Origin of the sequence: Streptococcus sp. HMSC065C01 (assembly GCF_001813525.1) — a bacterium.
In the GTDB taxonomy this organism is placed as follows: Bacteria; Bacillota; Bacilli; order Lactobacillales; family Streptococcaceae; genus Streptococcus; species Streptococcus parasanguinis_V.
This window is the reverse complement of record NZ_KV812826.1, coordinates 21,402-40,020: the sequence shown is the minus strand read 5'-3', so window position 1 is coordinate 40,020 and position 18,619 is coordinate 21,402. Positions and strand designations below refer to the sequence as shown.

Genomic DNA, 18,619 nt, shown 5'->3' with positions numbered 1-18,619 from the left:
CGCGCGACAACTATATTAGTATATCATGACCTTACCTTACTGTCAATACTTTTTTCCAAAAAAATTTATTTTTTTGAAAGTTCATTTATTCACTGGCAACTTTCAGTTTTTAAATTGAATTTTTAAAATCCTTTAGATAGTTCTCTAATTTCTTTTTCATTTTTGTTTTTCCTAGACATCTTCTGTTTGCTAGTAATGCTTCATATTGTTCTTTTTCTTTTACGGTTAATTTTTCTTTAAAACGTTTTAATGCATCTCTCAGAACAACCAGCTCATCTAAATATATTTTTCTTGATGAAATTCTGTGACTAATTTCTCCAATTTCAATATATGGAAGTCTATTAATTTTTCTCTTATCACTTTCCTGTTGTCTTATTTTATCTTTAATATGATTTCTAAATTTTGTTTTGAAATATGTATAAAGTAATTCTTCATTTGTTTCAATTTCAGGATTTTTTTGATAAAGTTCAAAGAGTGTTAGCTGTCCTTCTTGTTCCCAATCATCTTTTTCCCATAATTGAATATAATATTCTTTTTCACATTTTCTTACAATATATTTTACTTTTTGATACATTTTATTAAATTCCATAAGCTCTCCTTTATTTTTATCTGTATTTTATAAAAATAAAGAAGCCCATTGGACTTTTTTTCTATTCTGCACGTTTTTTTAACTATTTGGTTATTATTTTTAACTATTTTGTCCAAATACACAAAAAAAACTGTCACTTGGTGACAGTTTATCGATAGTCCGTACGGGATTCGAACCCGTGTTACCGCCGTGAAAAGGCGGTGTCTTAACCCCTTGACCAACGGACCATTTTTGCAACATATTCTATTATACAGAATATTTTCACTCTGTCAACACTTTTTTAATAAAAAAAGAAGGAAATATTTTCCTTCTTTTGAATTAGTTGTTTTCTTCTAATTTTGACTTAATCTCATCATATGATAGAGGTTTTGCTTCTTCTTCTAATTCATGCTCTGAATTTTCAGGCATTTTTCCTGTTTCATATAATGATTTAATTTGAACACTATCCAAGGTTTCATATTTTAATAGAGCCTCCGCAATTAGTTTATGCGTTTCTCTATTTCCTTGAATAATTTCTGCCGCTTTATTACGGGCTTCATTCAACAAACCACGAACTTCTTCATCAATTTCGTAAGCTGTTTGTTCTGAAATCATTTTTTGTGGGCTTTGAGCACCAAACATCGCATGATTTCCTTCATATTGGACCGGTCCAAGTTTTTCACTCATACCATATTCTGTTACCATAGCACGCGCCATTTGGGTAGCTTGTTCAAAGTCATTTGAAGCACCCGTTGTTTGCGAATTAAAAATAATTTCTTCGGCAACACGTCCTCCCATGAGCCCAGCTAATTGTTCTTTCATGTCCTCTTTAGAAAGTAACATTTGATCTTCTTTAGGAAGGGCAATCATATAACCGCCTGCGCGACCACGTGGAACAATCGTAACTTTATGAACTACACGAGCATTTGATAAGACCAGACCAACGATTGTATGACCAGCTTCGTGATAAGCAACCATTTCACGTTCTTTTTGTGAAATTGTCCGATCTTTCTTAGATGGACCTGCAATAACACGATCTTCTGCTTCATCGATATCAGCAGCATCAATTACTTTTTTATTTCGACGAGCTGCAACCAAGGCTGCTTCGTTCAAAACATTTTCGAGATCAGCACCGACAAATCCTGGTGTTTGTTGAGCAACCAATTTCAAGTCCACATCTTGAGCAAGTGGCTTATTCTTAGCATGAACACGAAGAATTGCCTCACGACCTTTCACATCTGGACGTCCAACTAATACTTTACGGTCAAAACGGCCAGGACGAAGAAGGGCAGGGTCAAGGACATCAGAACGGTTAGTTGCTGCGATAACAATGATTCCTTCGTTGCCTTCAAAACCATCCATCTCAATCAAGAGCTGGTTAAGGGTTTGTTCACGTTCATCATTTCCACCACCAAGACCTACACCACGTTGGCGCCCAACAGCATCAATTTCATCGATAAAGATAATGGCTGGAGCTGCTTTTTTAGCATCTTCAAAAAGTGAACGAACCCGGCTAGCACCGACTCCGACAAACATTTCAACGAAGTCAGAACCAGAGATACTGAAGAATGGCACTCCAGCTTCACCAGCTACTGCTTTTGCTAAAAGGGTTTTACCAGTTCCGGGAGGGCCTTCAAGAAGCACACCTGCTGGGATTCTTGCACCCAATTTAGTAAAGCGTTTTGGATCTTTTAAAAATTCAACAACTTCAACAAGTTCTTGTTTTTCTTCTTCAGCTCCTGCTACATCTGAAAAACGAACTTTAATATCTTCTTTATTAGCAGCGCGGGCTTTATTACGACCAAAGTTCATGGCACCTCTGGCACCTCCGCCACCGCCTTGGTTCATCATTGAGAAGAAGAAGAACATGACGATAACAAATGGAACAATTGAAGTGAGAATTGTTATCCACATGCCACTTGAGCTCTCACGCTTGATGGTGATTTCTGCTTTGTGGTCAGCTGCTAATTTTTGTAATTCATTGACGGTGATATCAGATGGAAGGATGACACTAGTAAAGCGAGATACTTTTTGAACACTTGGGGTAAAAAATTGAATTCCTGTATCTTCTTTTGATTCTTTTGCTTTATTATAGGTACCTGCAATTTCAATCACACTACCATTTGGTTGGTAACTGATCGTTTTTACATTATCATTTTTAATTTCTTTGACCAATTCTGTGTAGTTGATTTGCTGACTTTGACCAACCCCATTACCCGCAAAAAAGTACTGGAATCCTGTCACAGCCGCTACAATAATCAACAAATACAGAAAAGGATTTCGAACAAAACCGTTGTTTTTTCTGTTATTCATCTAGTCTCCTCTATTTTGAGTACACTTCCTCTTTTAATACACCAACATATGGTAGGTTACGATAATTTTCATCATAGTCTAAACCATATCCTACAACAAACTCATTTGGAATCGTAAAGCAGGTGTAATCTGCTTCAATCTCAACCAAACGGCCTTCAGGTTTATCCAGTAAGGTAGCAATCTTTACAGATGCTGCATTTCTTTCTTCAAAGAGTTCTTTTAGACTCTTGAGAGTTTTACCTGTATCGATAATATCTTCTACAAATAAAATATCTCTACCAGTAATATCTTGGTCGATATCTTTGATAATATTAATAATACCTGAGCTTGCCGTACCACCATGATAACTTGAAACCAGCATAAAATCCAATTCAATATGTGTATCCACGTGGTTGATCAACTCTGCCATAAATGGAACAGAGCCTTTCAAAATTCCAACAAAAATTGGATTTTTTCCTTGGTACTCTTTTGTTAGGGTTTCACCCAATTTCTTTGCTGCTTCTACAATTTCATCATGTGAAACCAATACTTTTTTTATATCTTTTTCTAACATGTTTTTACCTATCTATTTTTTGAATATAAAGACTATCTTTCATTATACCACTTTTTGAGGGCTTACTCAAATCACTCGTTACCAATCCCACTACAGAAAGAATATTATGATTCTGTTCTATAATGAGAGCTTTTTGCCGAAGCGAAATTGGAATTTTATGGTTGATAAACCACCGTCTTAATTTTTGATGGTGGCCATTAACAAGCAGCTGATCTCCTTCCTTTCTCCCTCTAATTAAGATGGGAGTTTCGCGTGAAACAGAAAGAATTTCTACATTTTCCCCTACTAATGGTTGTCCAAAAGATAGTTTATAATTTGCAATTTCAAAGATATTCCCAAATTCTAACAAAAATGGGAGGGGTTGGTCATCCGACTTTTGACTGATTTTTTGTATTTCAAAGAAATCATATTCTTGATGTAGTTCATAATTCGACTTTAAATAATGAACGCAATTTCTTTTTTTTCGCAGTAAATTTAATAATTCTTGAAACTGGGCCCTACCAAGTTGCAAATCTGGAAATTGTGCCAGATACTCTTCTAATAAGAATGATTGTACAGAATGAGAATACGTTCTAAAAGAAGCTAAATCTTGAATGCTTAACTCGCTAGTCAATTCTTTCAGTGCTTGGTGCCAATGAGTCACTTCCTCTGCTAAATAACGAAGACTTGCTTGCATTTGAGGATTTTCTTTTTCAAATTCAGGAAGGTATTGATGGCGTACACGATTTCGAAAATAGTCCTGTGAGTCATTGCTACTGTCTTCAAAGTGAGGGATTTTCATCAACTCATCTTTGGTAAAAGTTAACAAAGGACGGATTAATTCACCCTTGCCAAATGGTTGGCGTACAGGAATGCCACTTAAATGGCGTAATTTTGTTCCTCGTATCAAGCGCATGAAAGTTGTTTCAGCTTGATCGTTTGCATGATGACCTGTTACTAAAGCGGTGCAATCCTCTTTCTCCATAATCTGTTTAAAAAAATCATAACGAAAGGTACGAGCCTTTGCTTCTGTAAAATCACCCGAATAGTGAGCCACATGGATACGTGTTTCTCGCCTATCAGCTAGCGTTCGAAGTTCACTTTCTTCTAAATCCGATTCTGGTCTTTGTCCATGATTGACATGAGCGAGTACCAGATGGATTTTCAATCGTTCTTTATTCTTATATAAAAGTTCATACAGATTCATTGAATCCAATCCACCAGATAAGGCAACCAAAACACGGCGATGGGGAGTAAATAGATCTTGTTTTTCACAAAACTCTAAAAATCGCTTTTCCATTATTTCAATACCTCATAGATATCTTTTGAAATGTTGGAAATCGTATCATAATTCGAATGATCTGTAAAAATAGCTATTACATAGGGTGAATTTGTGTATACAATCGCAACATCATGTCTAAAATCATAGGCATCTCCAATTTTATGAGCAACTTTTACTGGAAGGTCACGCGCAATCCGTTGATTATCATATTTTGTAGAGGAGAGCGCATCAATAATAGGGCCATTTTGTTGATAGACAGCCTCCATGACATTGCCAGCCATTTCAGCGGATGCTTCTCTTTTTTTAACATCCCAATGTTTCTTTGCAATTTTATCCAATGTTTTTTGGAAATCTTGATCTGATTGATGAGTGACATAATAATTCAAGATATTATGTCCAACATTATCTGATTCTTTTGCAATCTTATCTATCAACTCTTGAACACTATATTCTTTTCCATCTGGTGTTTTTGAAAGACTACCACTTCCTTCTGGTTCATAGCCTCCTTTGAAATCATTGACTTCTGGAATATATTTGTAGGTTGTAGTTGGAGAAATGGCTTTTTTATTGAGCTGTTCTTGGACGTAGTACAAGTATGGTAATTTCGTTACACTGGCAGAATACATTTCTTTTTGCGGATTGATTCCAGCAGTATTTCCAGTCTCTAATTGTTTTACATAGATTCCATATGAAGGAGAATTGTATTTACTATTTAACAAGTCCTGAACTTTTTCCATTCGATTATCTTTTTCAGTAACGAATGCCTTGTTCACCCAGCCCTGACCTTCAATCTCCACAAACTCATCTCGTAAAGTCTTAGCTGTACGTAAGACTGTCACTTTTGTATAAGGAGAAAGAGGTGTATTTTTTTCTTTTGCACCATTTATTAAGGGTCGGTCATACACTTTAAAACCAGGTTTTAGCCACATGTCTTGTTTTTTTTCTTGTGTTTCTTGTACAACATCAGAAAAAATGACAGAAGAATCTGCTAATACATATCCTTTATCTGCTATTTTAAATACAGCTTTCCCTTCATCATTTACAAAGAGTTGTTCGATTGTAAACGGTGTGTTGGGAAGAATTTCTCCTTTTGCTTTTTTCAACTGAGGATCAGAAAAAACAGAAATTTTGCGATAGACATTAGGATTCGCTGGAATTGAAGAAAAATAAAGTTCTGATGGATGAGCCATTGTCTGAGAAGACTCAGACTGCTCGATACTCGCTGCTTGAGACCCAATAAATAAAATTGGAACTAACAATAGGAGCAGAAATCGTTTAGACACCTGTATTCCTTTCCTTTTCATCCTTTTGAAGTTTAATCATTTGGTTTTTCTTTTTTAATTCCTCTAATTTTTCATCCGAAAATTCAAGGAATTGTTTAACTGTTTGTAAGATATTTTCCATCGGTTATTGGGGGAGTAAATCTGGGATGGTATAAACATATTCACCATCTTTTGAAAAAGAATACTTAGCGCGTGCATATTTTGTTGCATAATCATCGTCTTTTAATTTTTTAGCGATGTCTTGTTGGTATTCTTTTTGTTCACTTGTTTCTTTATACTCTTTTTCCAACTGTTTGTATTGTTCTTTTTTATCTTGTAGCGATTGATAGCTCTGGGCTAAATTATAAGTTGGAAGAATAAATAGTAACATGACCAATATCAAGACGAGTCCCAGAAAACGATTGCGTTTTTTTCTTTCTTCTTCTAAAAAACGTTTTCGCTGACTTTCGTCTTTGATATATTTATTGTTCATTTGAACGATATTTTTAGGCATCTTCTTCTATCCTTGTTTCACTAATTATTTCATACATTTTGGATGCATCTTCTTTTTTTGTACTATCCAACATTTCCAAGACTTTAACCGTCAATACTTTATTTCCAAAACGAACTTCAATTTGATCATTCACTTTCAAATCCGTTGAACTTTTGGCTAATACTCCATTGACTTTGATTCGTCCTTTATCTGCAACTTCCTTTGCAACAGGACGACGCTTAATAATGCGAGAAACTTTTAAATATTTATCTAATCTCATACTGTCACCTCTAACATAGTATTGTATCATTTTTTATACATAAAATGCGAAAAATGAGCTAAGAACTGCTAGTCCTTTTCTTTTTCCTGTTTAATTTCCAATAAGGTTTGACCAAATTGCTTCAGAGCTTCCAAAATTTCAAAATCTTTCTTATTTCGAATATCGAAGATCACTTCAATCAATCCCTTTTCTTCTGCAATCTGTGCCTTTAACTGTGTCATTGACAGAGCTTTGAAATAATCCTGTGTTAAAAACAGTTGTTTGGCAATAAGTTCAAATTTCACTGTCACTTTTTGTTGTTTTCTTTCAACAAGACGGACAAAGACTTGATCCAAGTAAGCTTTCACTAAACCAATTTCAAGTAGGTAGGCCACAACATCTGGGTATTCTCCAAAACGATCGATCAATTCATCTTGCAAGTATTCATAGTCCGTTGCAGAATTCATTTCACGAATTTGTTTGTAAATTTCAATTTTTTGACGTTGATCTGAAATATATTCATTAGGTAAATACGCATCTATTTGAAGGTTCAACTCTGCATTACTCTTTTGCCTGCGATGCTCTTGGCCTTGTTTCTTAGCAATAGCTTCTTCTAACAATTGAGAATACATTTCAAAACCAACTGAATCGATGAAACCAGATTGAGAAGCTCCAAGGATATTTCCTGCTCCACGGATTGATAAATCTCGCATAGCAATTTTAAATCCAGAACCCAACTCAGTAAAACCTTTAATAGCTTCTAAACGTTTTTCAGACACTTCTGTAAGAGATTTGTCTGGACGATACATCAAATAAGCATAAGCAATTCGATTGCTTCGTCCCACACGACCTCTTAGTTGATAAAGCGTTGAAAGTCCCATATGATCCGCATTTTCAATAAAGAGTGTATTGGCATTTGGAATATCCACACCTGTCTCAATAATGGTTGTCGTCACTAGGACATCGTATTCGCCATTTATGAAATCCAACAGGGTATTTTCCAGGCGAACTTCACTCATCTGGCCATGAACAAAGCCAATCGAAGCCTCTGGAATCAACTCTTTTAATTCAGACACCTTTTGTTCAATTGTATCTACCTTATTGTAAAGATAATAGGCCTGTCCTCCACGATCCATCTCCCGCAACACAGCGTCTCGAATAATGGTTGGATTGGTCTCTAATACAAAAGTTTGCACAGGATACCGATTGGTCGGAGGTGTTTCGATGACAGACAAATCTCGAATTCCTAGCATAGACATATGAAGAGTTCGAGGTATAGGGGTAGCTGTCAAGGTAAGCACATCCACCTTTTTTTTCAATTCTTTCAAGGTTTCTTTGTGCTTCACTCCAAAACGTTGTTCTTCATCAATCACGATTAAGCCTAAGTCTGAAAAAACAACATCTTTGGACAAGAGCCGGTGAGTTCCAATAATAATATCCACTCGTCCTTTTTTCAACTTTTCAAGCGTTTCTTTCTGCTCTGCCTTACTCTGGAAACGACTTAAAACAGCAACCTCTACTGCAAAAGATTCAAAACGCTCCTTAAAATTGGCATAATGTTGTTGGGCAAGAACAGTGGTAGGAACCAACACTGCTACTTGTTTATGATCATTTACTGCCTTAAAGGCTGCTCGCATAGCGACCTCTGTTTTCCCAAAACCGACGTCTCCAACCAGCAATCGGTCCATCGGACGATTCGATTCCATATCTTTTTTAATTTCTTCAATGGAACGTAATTGGTCATCTGTTTCAATATATGGAAAATCTTGTTCAAAAGCCTCTTGGTTTTCATCATCTTTGGAATAGGCAAAGCCTTCTAATTGACTACGCTCCGCATAAAGTTTTATCAAATCATCCGCAATGTCCTCCACCTGGGTCTGAACCTTTTGCTTCGTTTTTTGGAAACGCCCATCATTTAACTTATTAATTTTTGGCGTTTTTCCATCACTTGCAACGTATTTGGACAACATCTGAATCTGATCGACAGGAATCGAGATGCGATCTCCATTTTGATATTGAATTGAAACATAATCACGATGGACACCCGAAATTTCAATCGTTTCAATTCCCAAATATTGACCAATACCATGAACTTGGTGAACAACATAGTCCCCTTTTTCCAGTTCATTATAATTTTTTAGGCGTTCTGCATTGGAAATATTTTGCCTGCGAATCTTTCGTTTGATCTTTTTCTGATAAATCTCTGATTCTGTAATGTAGACAATTTTTTCATCAACAAATTGAAAACCGTGAGCTAATCCTCCAACGACTAATTGACTAGCTTGAGGAATGATCGTATCCCCATCAATATAATCTAATCGAATTCCATACTCTTCTAAATTTTTATGGAGCTGTTGAAGATTGTGATGAGAAGTTGCTTGGACAATAACAGTATAGTTTGATTTTCGATACCGTTCAATTTCCTCTTTTAGTAAATCAAATTGTCCAAAAAACTCCTGCATGGGATATTGATTGAATTGATACAAATGATCAAACTTCAGATTTCCCAATCCTTTTTGAAAGTTTGAAAAATAAGTTGCAGGCGTATATTTTCGTAATGTTGTACTGGTGTCTGCAAAATACACTTGGCGAGAAGAAGCTCTATTTTTATGTAAATCTTCCGTCAAGAGATTAGCTGTATCTAGTTCAAATCTCGCTATTTGATCTGCTATTTTTTGATAATCATCCAGAAAGACTGGAGTATGATTAGGGAGATAATCGAATAGGGTATATTGATTCTCGTAAAAGAAACTAATAAATTTTTTAAGATCCGGATGGAGTTTCCTTTGAGAAATATCTCCCAGAATTTCTGCTAGATAAGATTTAAATTCTTCATTCGCACTCTGTTCTTGCAATTGTTCTATTTGTTGCTGACCACGGATAAAATCTTCCTCTTGCAACAATAGATCACTCACTGCCTTCAGTTGAACTTCTTCAACATTTTCAACAGAACGCTGACTTTCTGGGTCAAAGATTCGAATTCCATCAATCTCATCTCCGAAAAATTCAATCCGATAGGGTTGGAGTTGTTCGATCTCAAAGATATCTAAAATATCTCCTCGTAGACTAAACTCTCCCTGTTGCAAAACTTGGCTCACCTTTTGATAGCCAATCTTCTGTAATGTTTCACTCAGAGTAGTTAAGTCTATTTCTTGACCAACCTTCAATTTAAAAATACTAGATGTAAAAACTTTAGGAGAAGGTAATAGTAGTTTTATACCACTCACATTGGTCACAAGGATACCTTGACGATCTTCTTGACATAAAAAGTTCAAAGCCTCTAATCGTGCAAATTGCCTTTCTTGTGAAGCAAAAACAAATTCTGCTAAAGGGTTATCATCTCCCAAAAATGTATGGACTTTGTCTTCTCCAAGTAAGGCAATAAAATCACTGGCTAATCGTTCTGCTTCGTTATAACTGGAAGTGATGAGGACTGCTTTTTCAATAGAATCAAAGGCTGAAGCCATTACAATAGCCTTTGTGGTCGCAGACAATCCTAAGATCAATTCCCTATTATTTTTTTGCAAACCTTGTTGCCAGGATAGAAGGTTGGAGTTTTGACTCACTAAATCAATTACATTCATCTACTTACCCGTTGTATTTCTGCATGCTTCTTTCAAAATTTTCTTCTACCAAGTAATCATTAACCGCTTCTTCTACTCGATCGATTGTTTGTAGAATGGTGATGTAATCGTCTTTATCAAATTTTCCTAAGACATGATGAACCACTGACATGCCCTGCTTAGGTCTTCCAATTCCAATCTTAATTCGATAAAAAGTCTGAGTTCCAATATGATTAATAATCGATTTGATTCCGTTATGACCTCCCGCTGATCCTTTCGCTCGAAGACGAATCTTACCAACTTCCATATCTAAATCATCGTAAATAACCAAAAGATCTTCAATATCCAGACCATAATAAGTCAGAAGGGCATGGACCGCTTTTCCACTCTCATTCATGAAAGTGGTTGGCTTTACAAAATAGACCTTTTCGCCATTCAAAAATGTTGAAGCGATATCAGCTTGAAAAATCTTATCATGGGAGAAAGTAAGATTTAAAGACTTTGCCATTTGATCAACTAACATAAAGCCTACATTGTGTTTGGTTTCAAAATACTTATCACCTGGATTTCCCAATCCAACAATTAATTTCGTCATCTCTTTCCTTTCAAAACACTAAAAGGGTTGGAAATATTTTTTCCAACCTTTACATCTTTTTAACTCTCTTATACATTAAAACGGAATTCCATGATGTCCCCATCTTGGACAACATATTCTTTTCCTTCTTCGCGCAAGCGTCCTGCTTCTTTTACAGCCTTTTCAGAACCGTATTTAACCAAATCATCATAGGACATGGTCACGGCACGAATAAATCCTTTTTCAAAATCAGAGTGGATGATTCCAGCAGCTTGAGGTGCTTTCATGCCACGTTTGAAGGTCCAAGCACGCACTTCTTTTTCACCAGCTGTGAAATAAGTGCCAAGTCCCAACAAGTGGTAAGCTGCACGCGTGAGTTTATCAACTCCAGACTCTGTTAGGCCAATCGCCTCTAAAAATTCTTGTTTATCTGCATCATCTAACTCAGAAATTTCTTCCTCAGCACGCGCAGAAATCACCACGACTTCCGCATTCTCTGTTGCCGCAAAGTCACGAATTTGCTTCACATATTCGATAGAATCTGGATCTGCAACAACATCTTCATCCACATTGGCTACATAAAGAACTGGTTTGGTAGTCAAAAGAAAAAGTCCTTTCACTACTTTTTGTTCTTCCTCAGTGAATTCAATGGTCCGAGCTGATTTACCATCTTCAAGAACTGGTTTGATTTTTTGTAGAACATTAAATTCCGCAACAGAATCCTTATCTTTTTGTGTACGAGCGATTTTTTCTACACGCGCGTAGCGTTTATTGACAGACTCTAAGTCGGCTAAAATTAATTCTAAATTGATGGTATCAATATCTGCTAGTGGATCAACAAAGGCATCTTCACGACCTTGCTCCCGCATGACATTTTCATCATCAAAAGCACGTACCACATGAACAATGGCATCTACTTCACGGATATTGGCCAAGAATTTATTACCAAGTCCTTCTCCCTTAGAAGCCCCTTTCACAATCCCAGCAATATCTGTAAATTCAAAAGTAGTCGGAACTGTCTTCTTAGGAGTAATCATTTCCGTCAATTTTTGGAGGCGTTCATCTGGAACTTCTACCATCCCAACGTTTGGATCAATGGTTGCAAAGGGATAGTTTGCGGCCTCTGCTCCTGCTTTTGTAATTGCGTTAAATAGGGTTGATTTACCAACATTTGGTAACCCAACGATACCTGCTGTTAATGCCATTTTTCTTTTTCTCCGTTCAAATTTCAATCTCTTTCATTATAACATAATTCAAAAGACAAGTGATGAAAAATGAAATATTTCATCACCTTTGAAACTAGATTTTTTCATCAAACTGTAACGTTCTAAAAAGATAAATATGGTATACTCTATTTAACAATGAATAAAGGAGTTTTTCAGATGAAAAAACAAATATGGAAATCTATTTTTCTTTCTTTAATCGCTATCTTTACGCTCTTTCTTCTTGGAGCTTGTGGACAACAATCTGTTCAAAAATCCTATCTTCAGGCAATCAACCAAGAAAAGAAAACAGATGTTCGTATTACACTAGAACATAAAGGTGATAAAGCGATCAGTAACCAAACCACCACTACTATTTATTACAAAGAGGCAGGAGTTACGAAAGATCAATTAAAGGAAATGATCGATAAATATGATGAAGAATACAAAGATGTCAAAGGATTCACACATTCTGCTGAATATAAAGATGATTATATGGTTGAAAAAACAACACTAAATTATGAAAAGGCAGACTTAGATCAGCTAATTGAAAAGAAATTAGTAACGACACAAAAAGATAAAAAAGTCGACTATATCAGCTTCAAATCAACTTTTGATATGATGAAACAGGGTGGTTTCAAAGAAGTTAAAAATGGAAAATTTGAAGAATTAAAATAATCGAAAAGGTTCGGTCACATAAGTGACTGAACCTTTTATAGTACTTTCTTCATTTTCTGTTCAAAATCATGGCGACTCATCATGACCACATGATCACAATTGCTACACTTGATTTTTATGTCTGCACCAAGTCGCGTAATTTCCCAACGATTTGCCTTCTTGCCTGTTTCTTTAATCACACAAGCGTGAGGCTTTTTCATTTCTACAAAATCACCTAACGTATACATGATTCACCTTTGTTAATTTGTGCGAACTGGCGTAATCAATTGAATGAACCCTTGTTCATTTCCTTCTGGAACCAATGTAAACGGTCTAACAGAAGAAATAAAACGAATAACAACTTGTTCACTGTCAATAGCTTTGAGCGCTTCAATCAAATAAGTTGGATTAAAGCTAATAGACAAATCCTCTCCTGAAACGGCGCTCGTATCGATCTCTTCATTTACTCGCCCAACTTCTGGTGAATGAACGTGGGAAGAAACCACTCCATTTTTGAACTCTAATTTAACCGTTCCGTTTTGAGTCGCATTTGAAAGAAGACGAGCACGCTCCATTGCAAATCGAAGGTTGGCCACATTGAAGGTTGCCTCTGTATTGAATTCTGTTGGAATGAGACGGTCTGTATCAGGATAATTTCCTTCTAGCAAACGGGTATAAAAACTAATGTGTTCACTTCTAAATAGAATTTGATTGTTAGCAAAGAAAACCTCAACTGTTTCAATATCATCAGAAAAAACAGAGGTGAATTCACGAAGAGAGCGACTTGGGATGACAACATCAAAGTTGTCTCCATTTTTCTCCAGTGTAATCACTTTTTGACTCATACGGTGAGAGTCTGTTGCTACTGTTTTTAGCTCTTTATTATCCGATAAAACAAAGTGAACACCTGTCAAAATTGGACGACTTTCTTGTACACTTGCTGCAAATGCTGTTTCATTAATTAATTGTTTTAATAATTTTGTTTCCAAAACTAATGGATTACTTGCAGCAATTTCTTGAATACGTGGATATTGATCTGCATCTTTTCCTTTAAGTGTAATTTCTGATTTTCCACTTGTTAAAAGAACCTGTTTTTGTTCAATCTCTTTAAAATCTAAAGTAACATCTGGTAAACTTGAAACCACATTAATAAAGAAAGTTGCTTCCAATAAAATAGAGCCTGGAGAGGTCACCAATAAACCAGCATTTTCATCTTTGATAGAAATAAAGTTTTCAATTGAAATTTGGCCATTCGATCCAGATAAGGCAACTCCTTCTGGAGTGACATCAATTTTAATCGTGGAAAGGATTGGGATAGCATTTTTTGAACTGATCGCTCTTTTGGTAGTATTTAATGCTTGTAAAAATAAAGTTTTGTTAATAGAAAAATTTATCATGGTCATTCCTTTTATTTATTTTATGATTAGTAAGTTAATAGTAATAGTAGATTGTGTGGAAGTTGTGGAAAACTCTCAGAATCCTGTCTATGACTTGAAAAGTTACTTGTTTAAAAATTGTGCATAACCCCTAGAAGTTTAGAGGAAGTTATCCACAGATTAATTTAACTTTTTCTTGATACTTTGAATTTCGAGTCGTAGATTATCATCTGTGTCGACCATACTTTTAATTTTTTCATAGGCATGAATGACAGTCGTATGGTCTTTCCCACCGAATTCTTTTCCGATTCGAGGAAGTGAGTTGTCCGTCATCTCTCTTGAAAGATACATGGCCACTTGTCGTGCTAGGACAATATTCTGAACTCTTCGAGAACCTTTGATTTCTTTTACACTGACTCCATAAAAGGCTCCAACTGCTTCCTGAATTTTTTCAATGGGGATGACAAGCGTCTTGCTATTATCGTTTTTACGAGCTCGAATAGCTTCAGCTGCAACATCGATCGTAATTTCTTTTAGTTTCTTAACCTTCGCCATTAAAGAAATATCATTTAAGGCACCTTCTAAGTCTCGGACATTTGAATCAAACTGACCAGCTAGATATTCTAGTGTGTCATTAGGAAAAATATAGTCTAGATCTTCAATTTTATTCCGTAAGATAGCAATCCGAGTTTCAAAATCAGGTGGTGTTATATTTTGCGTTAGTCCCCATTTGAAACGAGTAACTAGCCGCTCTTCAAGACTATCTAAATGATCCGGACTTCGATCGCTTGTTAGAACAATCTGTTTGTTGTCGCTATGGAGGGCATTAAAGGTATTAAAAAATTCCTCTTGAGTCGTGACTTTCTTCCCACCAAGTGACTGGATATCATCGATCAGTAAGAGATCAAGACTTCGATAGGTATTCTTGAACGTCTTCATTTCTCCTAATCGAAGGTGTTCTAAAAATTCATTAATAAAGGTTTCTGCTGGGACATACTTAACCCGTGCATTTGGAATATTTTCTAGGATTTGATTTCCAATTGCGTTCAATAGGTGAGTCTTTCCAAGCCCTGGTCCACCATAGATAAAGAGAGGGTTGTAAGTTGTTGCAAGATTTTCAGAAACTGCAAGCGCTGCTGCTTTCGCCCAAATATTTCCATCCCCTTGCACAAAATTATCAAAGGTGTACTTTGATTTCAGACCTGTATCAATTTTAGGCAACGGTTCGGTTGTTAAGCTACCTGAAGATAATCTCCTATTCTCACTGCTATGACTACTAGGAATTTCTTCGGTATCTTCAAAAACGAAATGGAACTTCAAATCTGTATTGTAGACTTCAAAGCTGGCTGTGATCAAAGCATTTTTTAGATTTGTTTCCCAAAATAATTCTTTATAATTCCCATCAAGATAAATGGTAGCCGTCTCTCCATCGATTTTGACTAATTTTGAATCGGCGACAAAAAAATCATAGGCACTATCTTTTAGTTGTAATTGGGCTAATTCTAAAAAACGAGACCAAAATTGCTCTTCTTGTGACACTATCAGACTTCCCTCCTTTTCTTGAATTGTATCAAATCATACGTACTCCTATTCTACCACAAACAAAAATAGTTTTCCACAGGCTAAATTTCATGAAATTAAATTATAGTTTTAAACTTTTCCACAAGTTGTGGATTTAAATTCACATTGTTTTTAAAAGTTATCCACAAAGTGGGGATAACTAGAGAATATCCTTATTTTTCTTCTATTTACAAAAGATTTTTATGGTGGAAAAGCTTGTCAATATAAAAAATAAAAATAACAGCCTTATTTAAGGCTGTTGATAATTCGTTGGTATTCATCAAGACTGGAAAAAGAAATTTGGATAGTTCCTTTATTTTGAGAAGAGGAGTGTATCGTCACATCTGTTCCTAATATTTTTTTCAATCGTTGTTCCTCTTCTAGTAGGAAATTTTCTTTTGTTTTTTTATTTTTCTGTTTTCTTTTTGAACTGATCTTATTTTCTAATGTTCGAACATTTAAATGATCCTGTTTGATTCGCTCCAACCAAAAGCGCTGCTCTTCCTCATCAAGAGGAACAAGAACACGCGCGTGAGCCGAAGAAATATCATTTTGAATGACTGCTTCTTGAACAGAGGGAGCTAGATGTAACAAGCGAAGCATATTGCTGATATAGGGTCTAGATTTCCCCATAAATTGAGCGATTTGGTCGTGCTTATAGCCATGATCAACGAGCTTTTGGTAGGAGATAGCTTCTTCAATTGGATTGAGATCTTCTCGTTGAAGATTTTCAATAATGGCTTGTCGCATCATTTCTTGATCCGTTAACTCTTTAATAATCGCAGGAACAAGCTCTAATCCAGCAATTTTTGAAGCTCTAAAACGTCTTTCACCTGCAAGCAATTCAAAACCAATTATTGGAGATTTTCTGACAATAATGGGTTGAATTAAGCCATTTTCTTTGATTGACTGAGCCAGTTCTTCTAATTTTTCTTGATCAAATACTTTTCTTGGTTGGAAAGGATTGGTTCGAATGTCCTTTACCGCTATTTTTTCTAATTTTTCCATCTTATGAATAGAATAACACACCTTTACAAATTCGTAAAGGTGTGTTTACAAGTATGTCAAGAAAGTGAAAGTTAATCGCTCAGATCCTCAGTTGATTTTGTCAACTTGATAGAAGTTGTTTGTTGTTTTCCATCACGATAGAATGTGACCTTGATTGTATCATTGATTTGGTGAGAATAGAGGGCGGATTGTAAATCTGCAGTTGACTCGATATCTGTATCATCGATCTTTGTGATGACATCATAACGTTGCAATTTATCTGAAGCAGGCATATTTTCAAGTGTTGAACGAACTAGTACTCCTCCAGAGATTTTTTCAGGAAGTTTTAATTGGCTTAAATCAGAAGTTGAAAGGTTGGATAAATCCATCATTTGGATTCCAAGAGCTGGTCGAACTACTTTTCCTTTTTCTTCTAGCTGTTTGATAATATTGACAACATCATTTGCAGGAATAGCAAATCCCATTCCTTCTACTGAAGTTTGTCCATTATTTGAAATTTTACTTGAGGTAATCCCAATGACTTGTCCTTGAATATTGATTAATGGCCCTCCAGAGTTCCCTGGGTTGATGGCTGCGTCTGTTTGTAAGGCGCGTGTAGAGATATTTTGTCCATTATCAGCTTTCAAATTCACATTGCGACCTTGGCTAGAAATGATCCCTTGAGTAACAGAATTCGCATAATCAGTTCCAAGAGGGCTACCGATTGCAATTGCAGTCTCACCGACTGTTAATTGGTTTGAATCTCCGAATTCAGCTACTGCCTTTGCTTTATCCGCACTAATGCGAACGACTGCAATATCAGAATAGACATCTGATCCAACTACTTCTCCAGGCACTTTATTCCCATCTGCTAAAAGAATGTCTACTTTTTTAGCACCATTGATGACATGGGTGTTGGTAACAAGGTAGGCATATTTTCCTTCTTTTTTATAAATGACCCCAGAACCTTCACTAGAAATTTGTGAGTCAGAGTTTTCTTCTTTTTCAAATAACCCTTGATTCGAAGAATCAGAATAAGTAATCACAGAAACTACAGCATTTTTCACCTTGTCTACGGCCTCACTAGTTGAGGTTGTATTTTTATAAGCTGTTTTAACAGTGGTTGAGTGTACTTGCTTACTTTCAGTATTTGAAGTAGAAGAATGAGAGGTTTGTAAGGTTAAAAAGGTTCCAAGAATACCACCTAGAAAACCTACAACAAAAATGAGGGCTACGTTTCCAATTTTTTTCAGTAAATTAGATGAAGATTTCATATTTTCCTCCTAAGGATATCAAATTGTCTAGAGTATAGAAAAACTTTCTTAATTATATCTTAAATAACTAAAGTTATCCACAATTTGTGGATAACTTGTAGAATTTAGTTGAGAAATGGCTTTAAAAAGGACTTTATAGAATAGATTTCCTTTCTATAGCTGTGGATTATTTGTGGAATTGAAGAATTATGCTACAATAGGGGAATGAAAATTAAATTGATAACCGTTGGAAAATTAAAAGAAAAATACTTAAAAGATGGGATCGCGGAGTATATTAAAAGGCTTGGTCGATTTGCAAAAGTAGAACAGGTTGAGTTAGTTGATGAAAAAACTCCAGATCGTGCTAGTCAACTCGAAAATCAACAAATCCTTGAAAAAGAGGGGGAACGAATTCTCTCTAAGATTTCAGATAAGGAATATGTGATTGTATTAGCCATCGAAGGAAAACAATTTCCTTCAGAGAAATTTAGTCAAACGATTGACCAGATTATGACATCTGGTTATTCAAACCTTACTTTTGTTATTGGAGGCAGTCTTGGTCTGTCTCCTGAAGTGAAAAAAAGAGGAAATTTATTAATGAGCTTTGGTCAATTAACTCTTCCTCATCAGTTGATGAAATTAGTGTTGGTGGAACAAATCTATCGTGCTTTCATGATTCAACAGGGGAGTCCTTACCATAAATAACCTTGACGCTCCTTCCTTTTTCTGCTAAAATGA

Annotated in this window: 18 protein-coding genes and 1 tRNA gene; 2 read left to right on the top strand and 17 right to left on the bottom strand. The window is 35.7% G+C overall.

Features of this window, described 5'->3' with window-relative positions; all coding sequences use genetic code 11:
* Positions 1–109: 109 nt before the first annotated feature.
* The 12 genes from HMPREF2918_RS00460 to ychF form a co-directional block, all read right to left on the bottom strand.
* On the bottom strand, positions 110–589 hold the full coding sequence (locus HMPREF2918_RS00460; protein ID WP_003009261.1) for a sigma-70 family RNA polymerase sigma factor: 480 nt from the start codon (positions 587–589) through the stop codon (positions 110–112).
* A gap of 155 nt (positions 590–744) precedes the next feature.
* Positions 745–816: transfer RNA gene (locus tag HMPREF2918_RS00455), tRNA-Glu, on the bottom strand.
* Between the two features lie 91 nt (positions 817–907).
* Complete coding sequence (gene ftsH, locus HMPREF2918_RS00450; protein ID WP_003002062.1) at positions 908–2,881, bottom strand: ATP-dependent zinc metalloprotease FtsH; 1,974 nt, start codon at positions 2,879–2,881, stop codon at positions 908–910.
* Positions 2,882–2,891: 10 nt separating this feature from the next.
* A complete protein-coding gene (hpt, locus tag HMPREF2918_RS00445) occupies positions 2,892–3,434 on the bottom strand; it encodes a hypoxanthine phosphoribosyltransferase (RefSeq protein ID WP_003018402.1) in 543 nt (180 codons plus the stop codon).
* Between the two features lie 4 nt (positions 3,435–3,438).
* Positions 3,439–4,713: a tRNA lysidine(34) synthetase TilS gene (gene tilS, locus HMPREF2918_RS00440; RefSeq protein WP_070594314.1), complete on the bottom strand. Its 1,275-nt coding sequence runs from the start codon at positions 4,711–4,713 to the stop codon at positions 3,439–3,441.
* Positions 4,713–5,978: a serine hydrolase gene (locus HMPREF2918_RS00435; protein ID WP_256263162.1), complete on the bottom strand. Its 1,266-nt coding sequence runs from the start codon at positions 5,976–5,978 to the stop codon at positions 4,713–4,715. Before HMPREF2918_RS00435 ends, tilS begins: the two co-directional genes overlap by 1 nt.
* Positions 5,971–6,099, bottom strand: a complete 129-nt coding sequence (locus tag HMPREF2918_RS11445) for an SP_0009 family protein (protein WP_003009253.1) — start codon at positions 6,097–6,099, stop codon at positions 5,971–5,973. Before HMPREF2918_RS11445 ends, HMPREF2918_RS00435 begins: the two co-directional genes overlap by 8 nt.
* A gap of 3 nt (positions 6,100–6,102) precedes the next feature.
* Positions 6,103–6,471, bottom strand: a complete 369-nt coding sequence (locus HMPREF2918_RS00430; RefSeq protein WP_003009251.1) for an FtsB family cell division protein — start codon at positions 6,469–6,471, stop codon at positions 6,103–6,105.
* Positions 6,464–6,730, bottom strand: coding sequence for an RNA-binding S4 domain-containing protein (locus HMPREF2918_RS00425; RefSeq protein ID WP_003002258.1), 267 nt, complete (start codon positions 6,728–6,730; stop codon positions 6,464–6,466). Before HMPREF2918_RS00425 ends, HMPREF2918_RS00430 begins: the two co-directional genes overlap by 8 nt.
* Before the next feature lie 68 nt (positions 6,731–6,798).
* Entirely contained in the window at positions 6,799–10,293 is a 3,495-nt protein-coding gene (mfd, locus tag HMPREF2918_RS00420; protein ID WP_070594310.1) for a transcription-repair coupling factor, read from the bottom strand.
* Between the two features lie 4 nt (positions 10,294–10,297).
* The gene (gene pth, locus HMPREF2918_RS00415; RefSeq protein WP_003009246.1) at positions 10,298–10,867 is read right to left on the bottom strand and encodes an aminoacyl-tRNA hydrolase; all 570 of its coding nucleotides are present in this window, start codon (positions 10,865–10,867) and stop codon (positions 10,298–10,300) included.
* Positions 10,868–10,935: 68 nt separating this feature from the next.
* On the bottom strand, positions 10,936–12,051 hold the full coding sequence (gene ychF / locus HMPREF2918_RS00410; protein ID WP_003010773.1) for a redox-regulated ATPase YchF: 1,116 nt from the start codon (positions 12,049–12,051) through the stop codon (positions 10,936–10,938).
* Positions 12,052–12,228: 177 nt separating this feature from the next.
* On the opposite strand from ychF, the gene HMPREF2918_RS00405 reads away from it, so the two are divergent.
* Positions 12,229–12,726: a DUF1307 domain-containing protein gene (locus HMPREF2918_RS00405; protein ID WP_023920004.1), complete on the top strand. Its 498-nt coding sequence runs from the start codon at positions 12,229–12,231 to the stop codon at positions 12,724–12,726.
* Between the two features lie 35 nt (positions 12,727–12,761).
* Here HMPREF2918_RS00405 and HMPREF2918_RS00400 read toward each other — a convergent pair whose 3' ends face one another.
* The 5 genes from HMPREF2918_RS00400 to HMPREF2918_RS00380 all read right to left on the bottom strand — a co-directional run bounded on the left by HMPREF2918_RS00400 (position 12,762) and on the right by HMPREF2918_RS00380 (position 17,902).
* On the bottom strand, positions 12,762–12,953 hold the full coding sequence (locus HMPREF2918_RS00400) for a DUF951 domain-containing protein (RefSeq protein WP_003002008.1): 192 nt from the start codon (positions 12,951–12,953) through the stop codon (positions 12,762–12,764).
* A gap of 12 nt (positions 12,954–12,965) precedes the next feature.
* Positions 12,966–14,102: a DNA polymerase III subunit beta gene (gene dnaN / locus HMPREF2918_RS00395; protein ID WP_021154169.1), complete on the bottom strand. Its 1,137-nt coding sequence runs from the start codon at positions 14,100–14,102 to the stop codon at positions 12,966–12,968.
* 159 nt (positions 14,103–14,261) lie between these two features.
* Complete coding sequence (gene dnaA, locus HMPREF2918_RS00390) at positions 14,262–15,620, bottom strand: chromosomal replication initiator protein DnaA (protein ID WP_003009237.1); 1,359 nt, start codon at positions 15,618–15,620, stop codon at positions 14,262–14,264.
* Positions 15,621–15,887: 267 nt separating this feature from the next.
* The gene (locus HMPREF2918_RS00385; protein ID WP_070594308.1) at positions 15,888–16,649 is read right to left on the bottom strand and encodes a ParB/RepB/Spo0J family partition protein; all 762 of its coding nucleotides are present in this window, start codon (positions 16,647–16,649) and stop codon (positions 15,888–15,890) included.
* Positions 16,650–16,720: 71 nt separating this feature from the next.
* The gene (locus HMPREF2918_RS00380) at positions 16,721–17,902 is read right to left on the bottom strand and encodes a serine protease HtrA (RefSeq protein ID WP_070594306.1); all 1,182 of its coding nucleotides are present in this window, start codon (positions 17,900–17,902) and stop codon (positions 16,721–16,723) included.
* A 204-nt stretch (positions 17,903–18,106) separates the two neighbouring features.
* Here HMPREF2918_RS00380 and rlmH point away from each other — a divergent pair, with 204 nt between their 5' ends.
* Positions 18,107–18,586, top strand: a complete 480-nt coding sequence (gene rlmH / locus HMPREF2918_RS00375) for a 23S rRNA (pseudouridine(1915)-N(3))-methyltransferase RlmH (protein ID WP_003009233.1) — start codon at positions 18,107–18,109, stop codon at positions 18,584–18,586.
* The last annotated feature ends 33 nt before the right edge of the window (positions 18,587–18,619 follow it).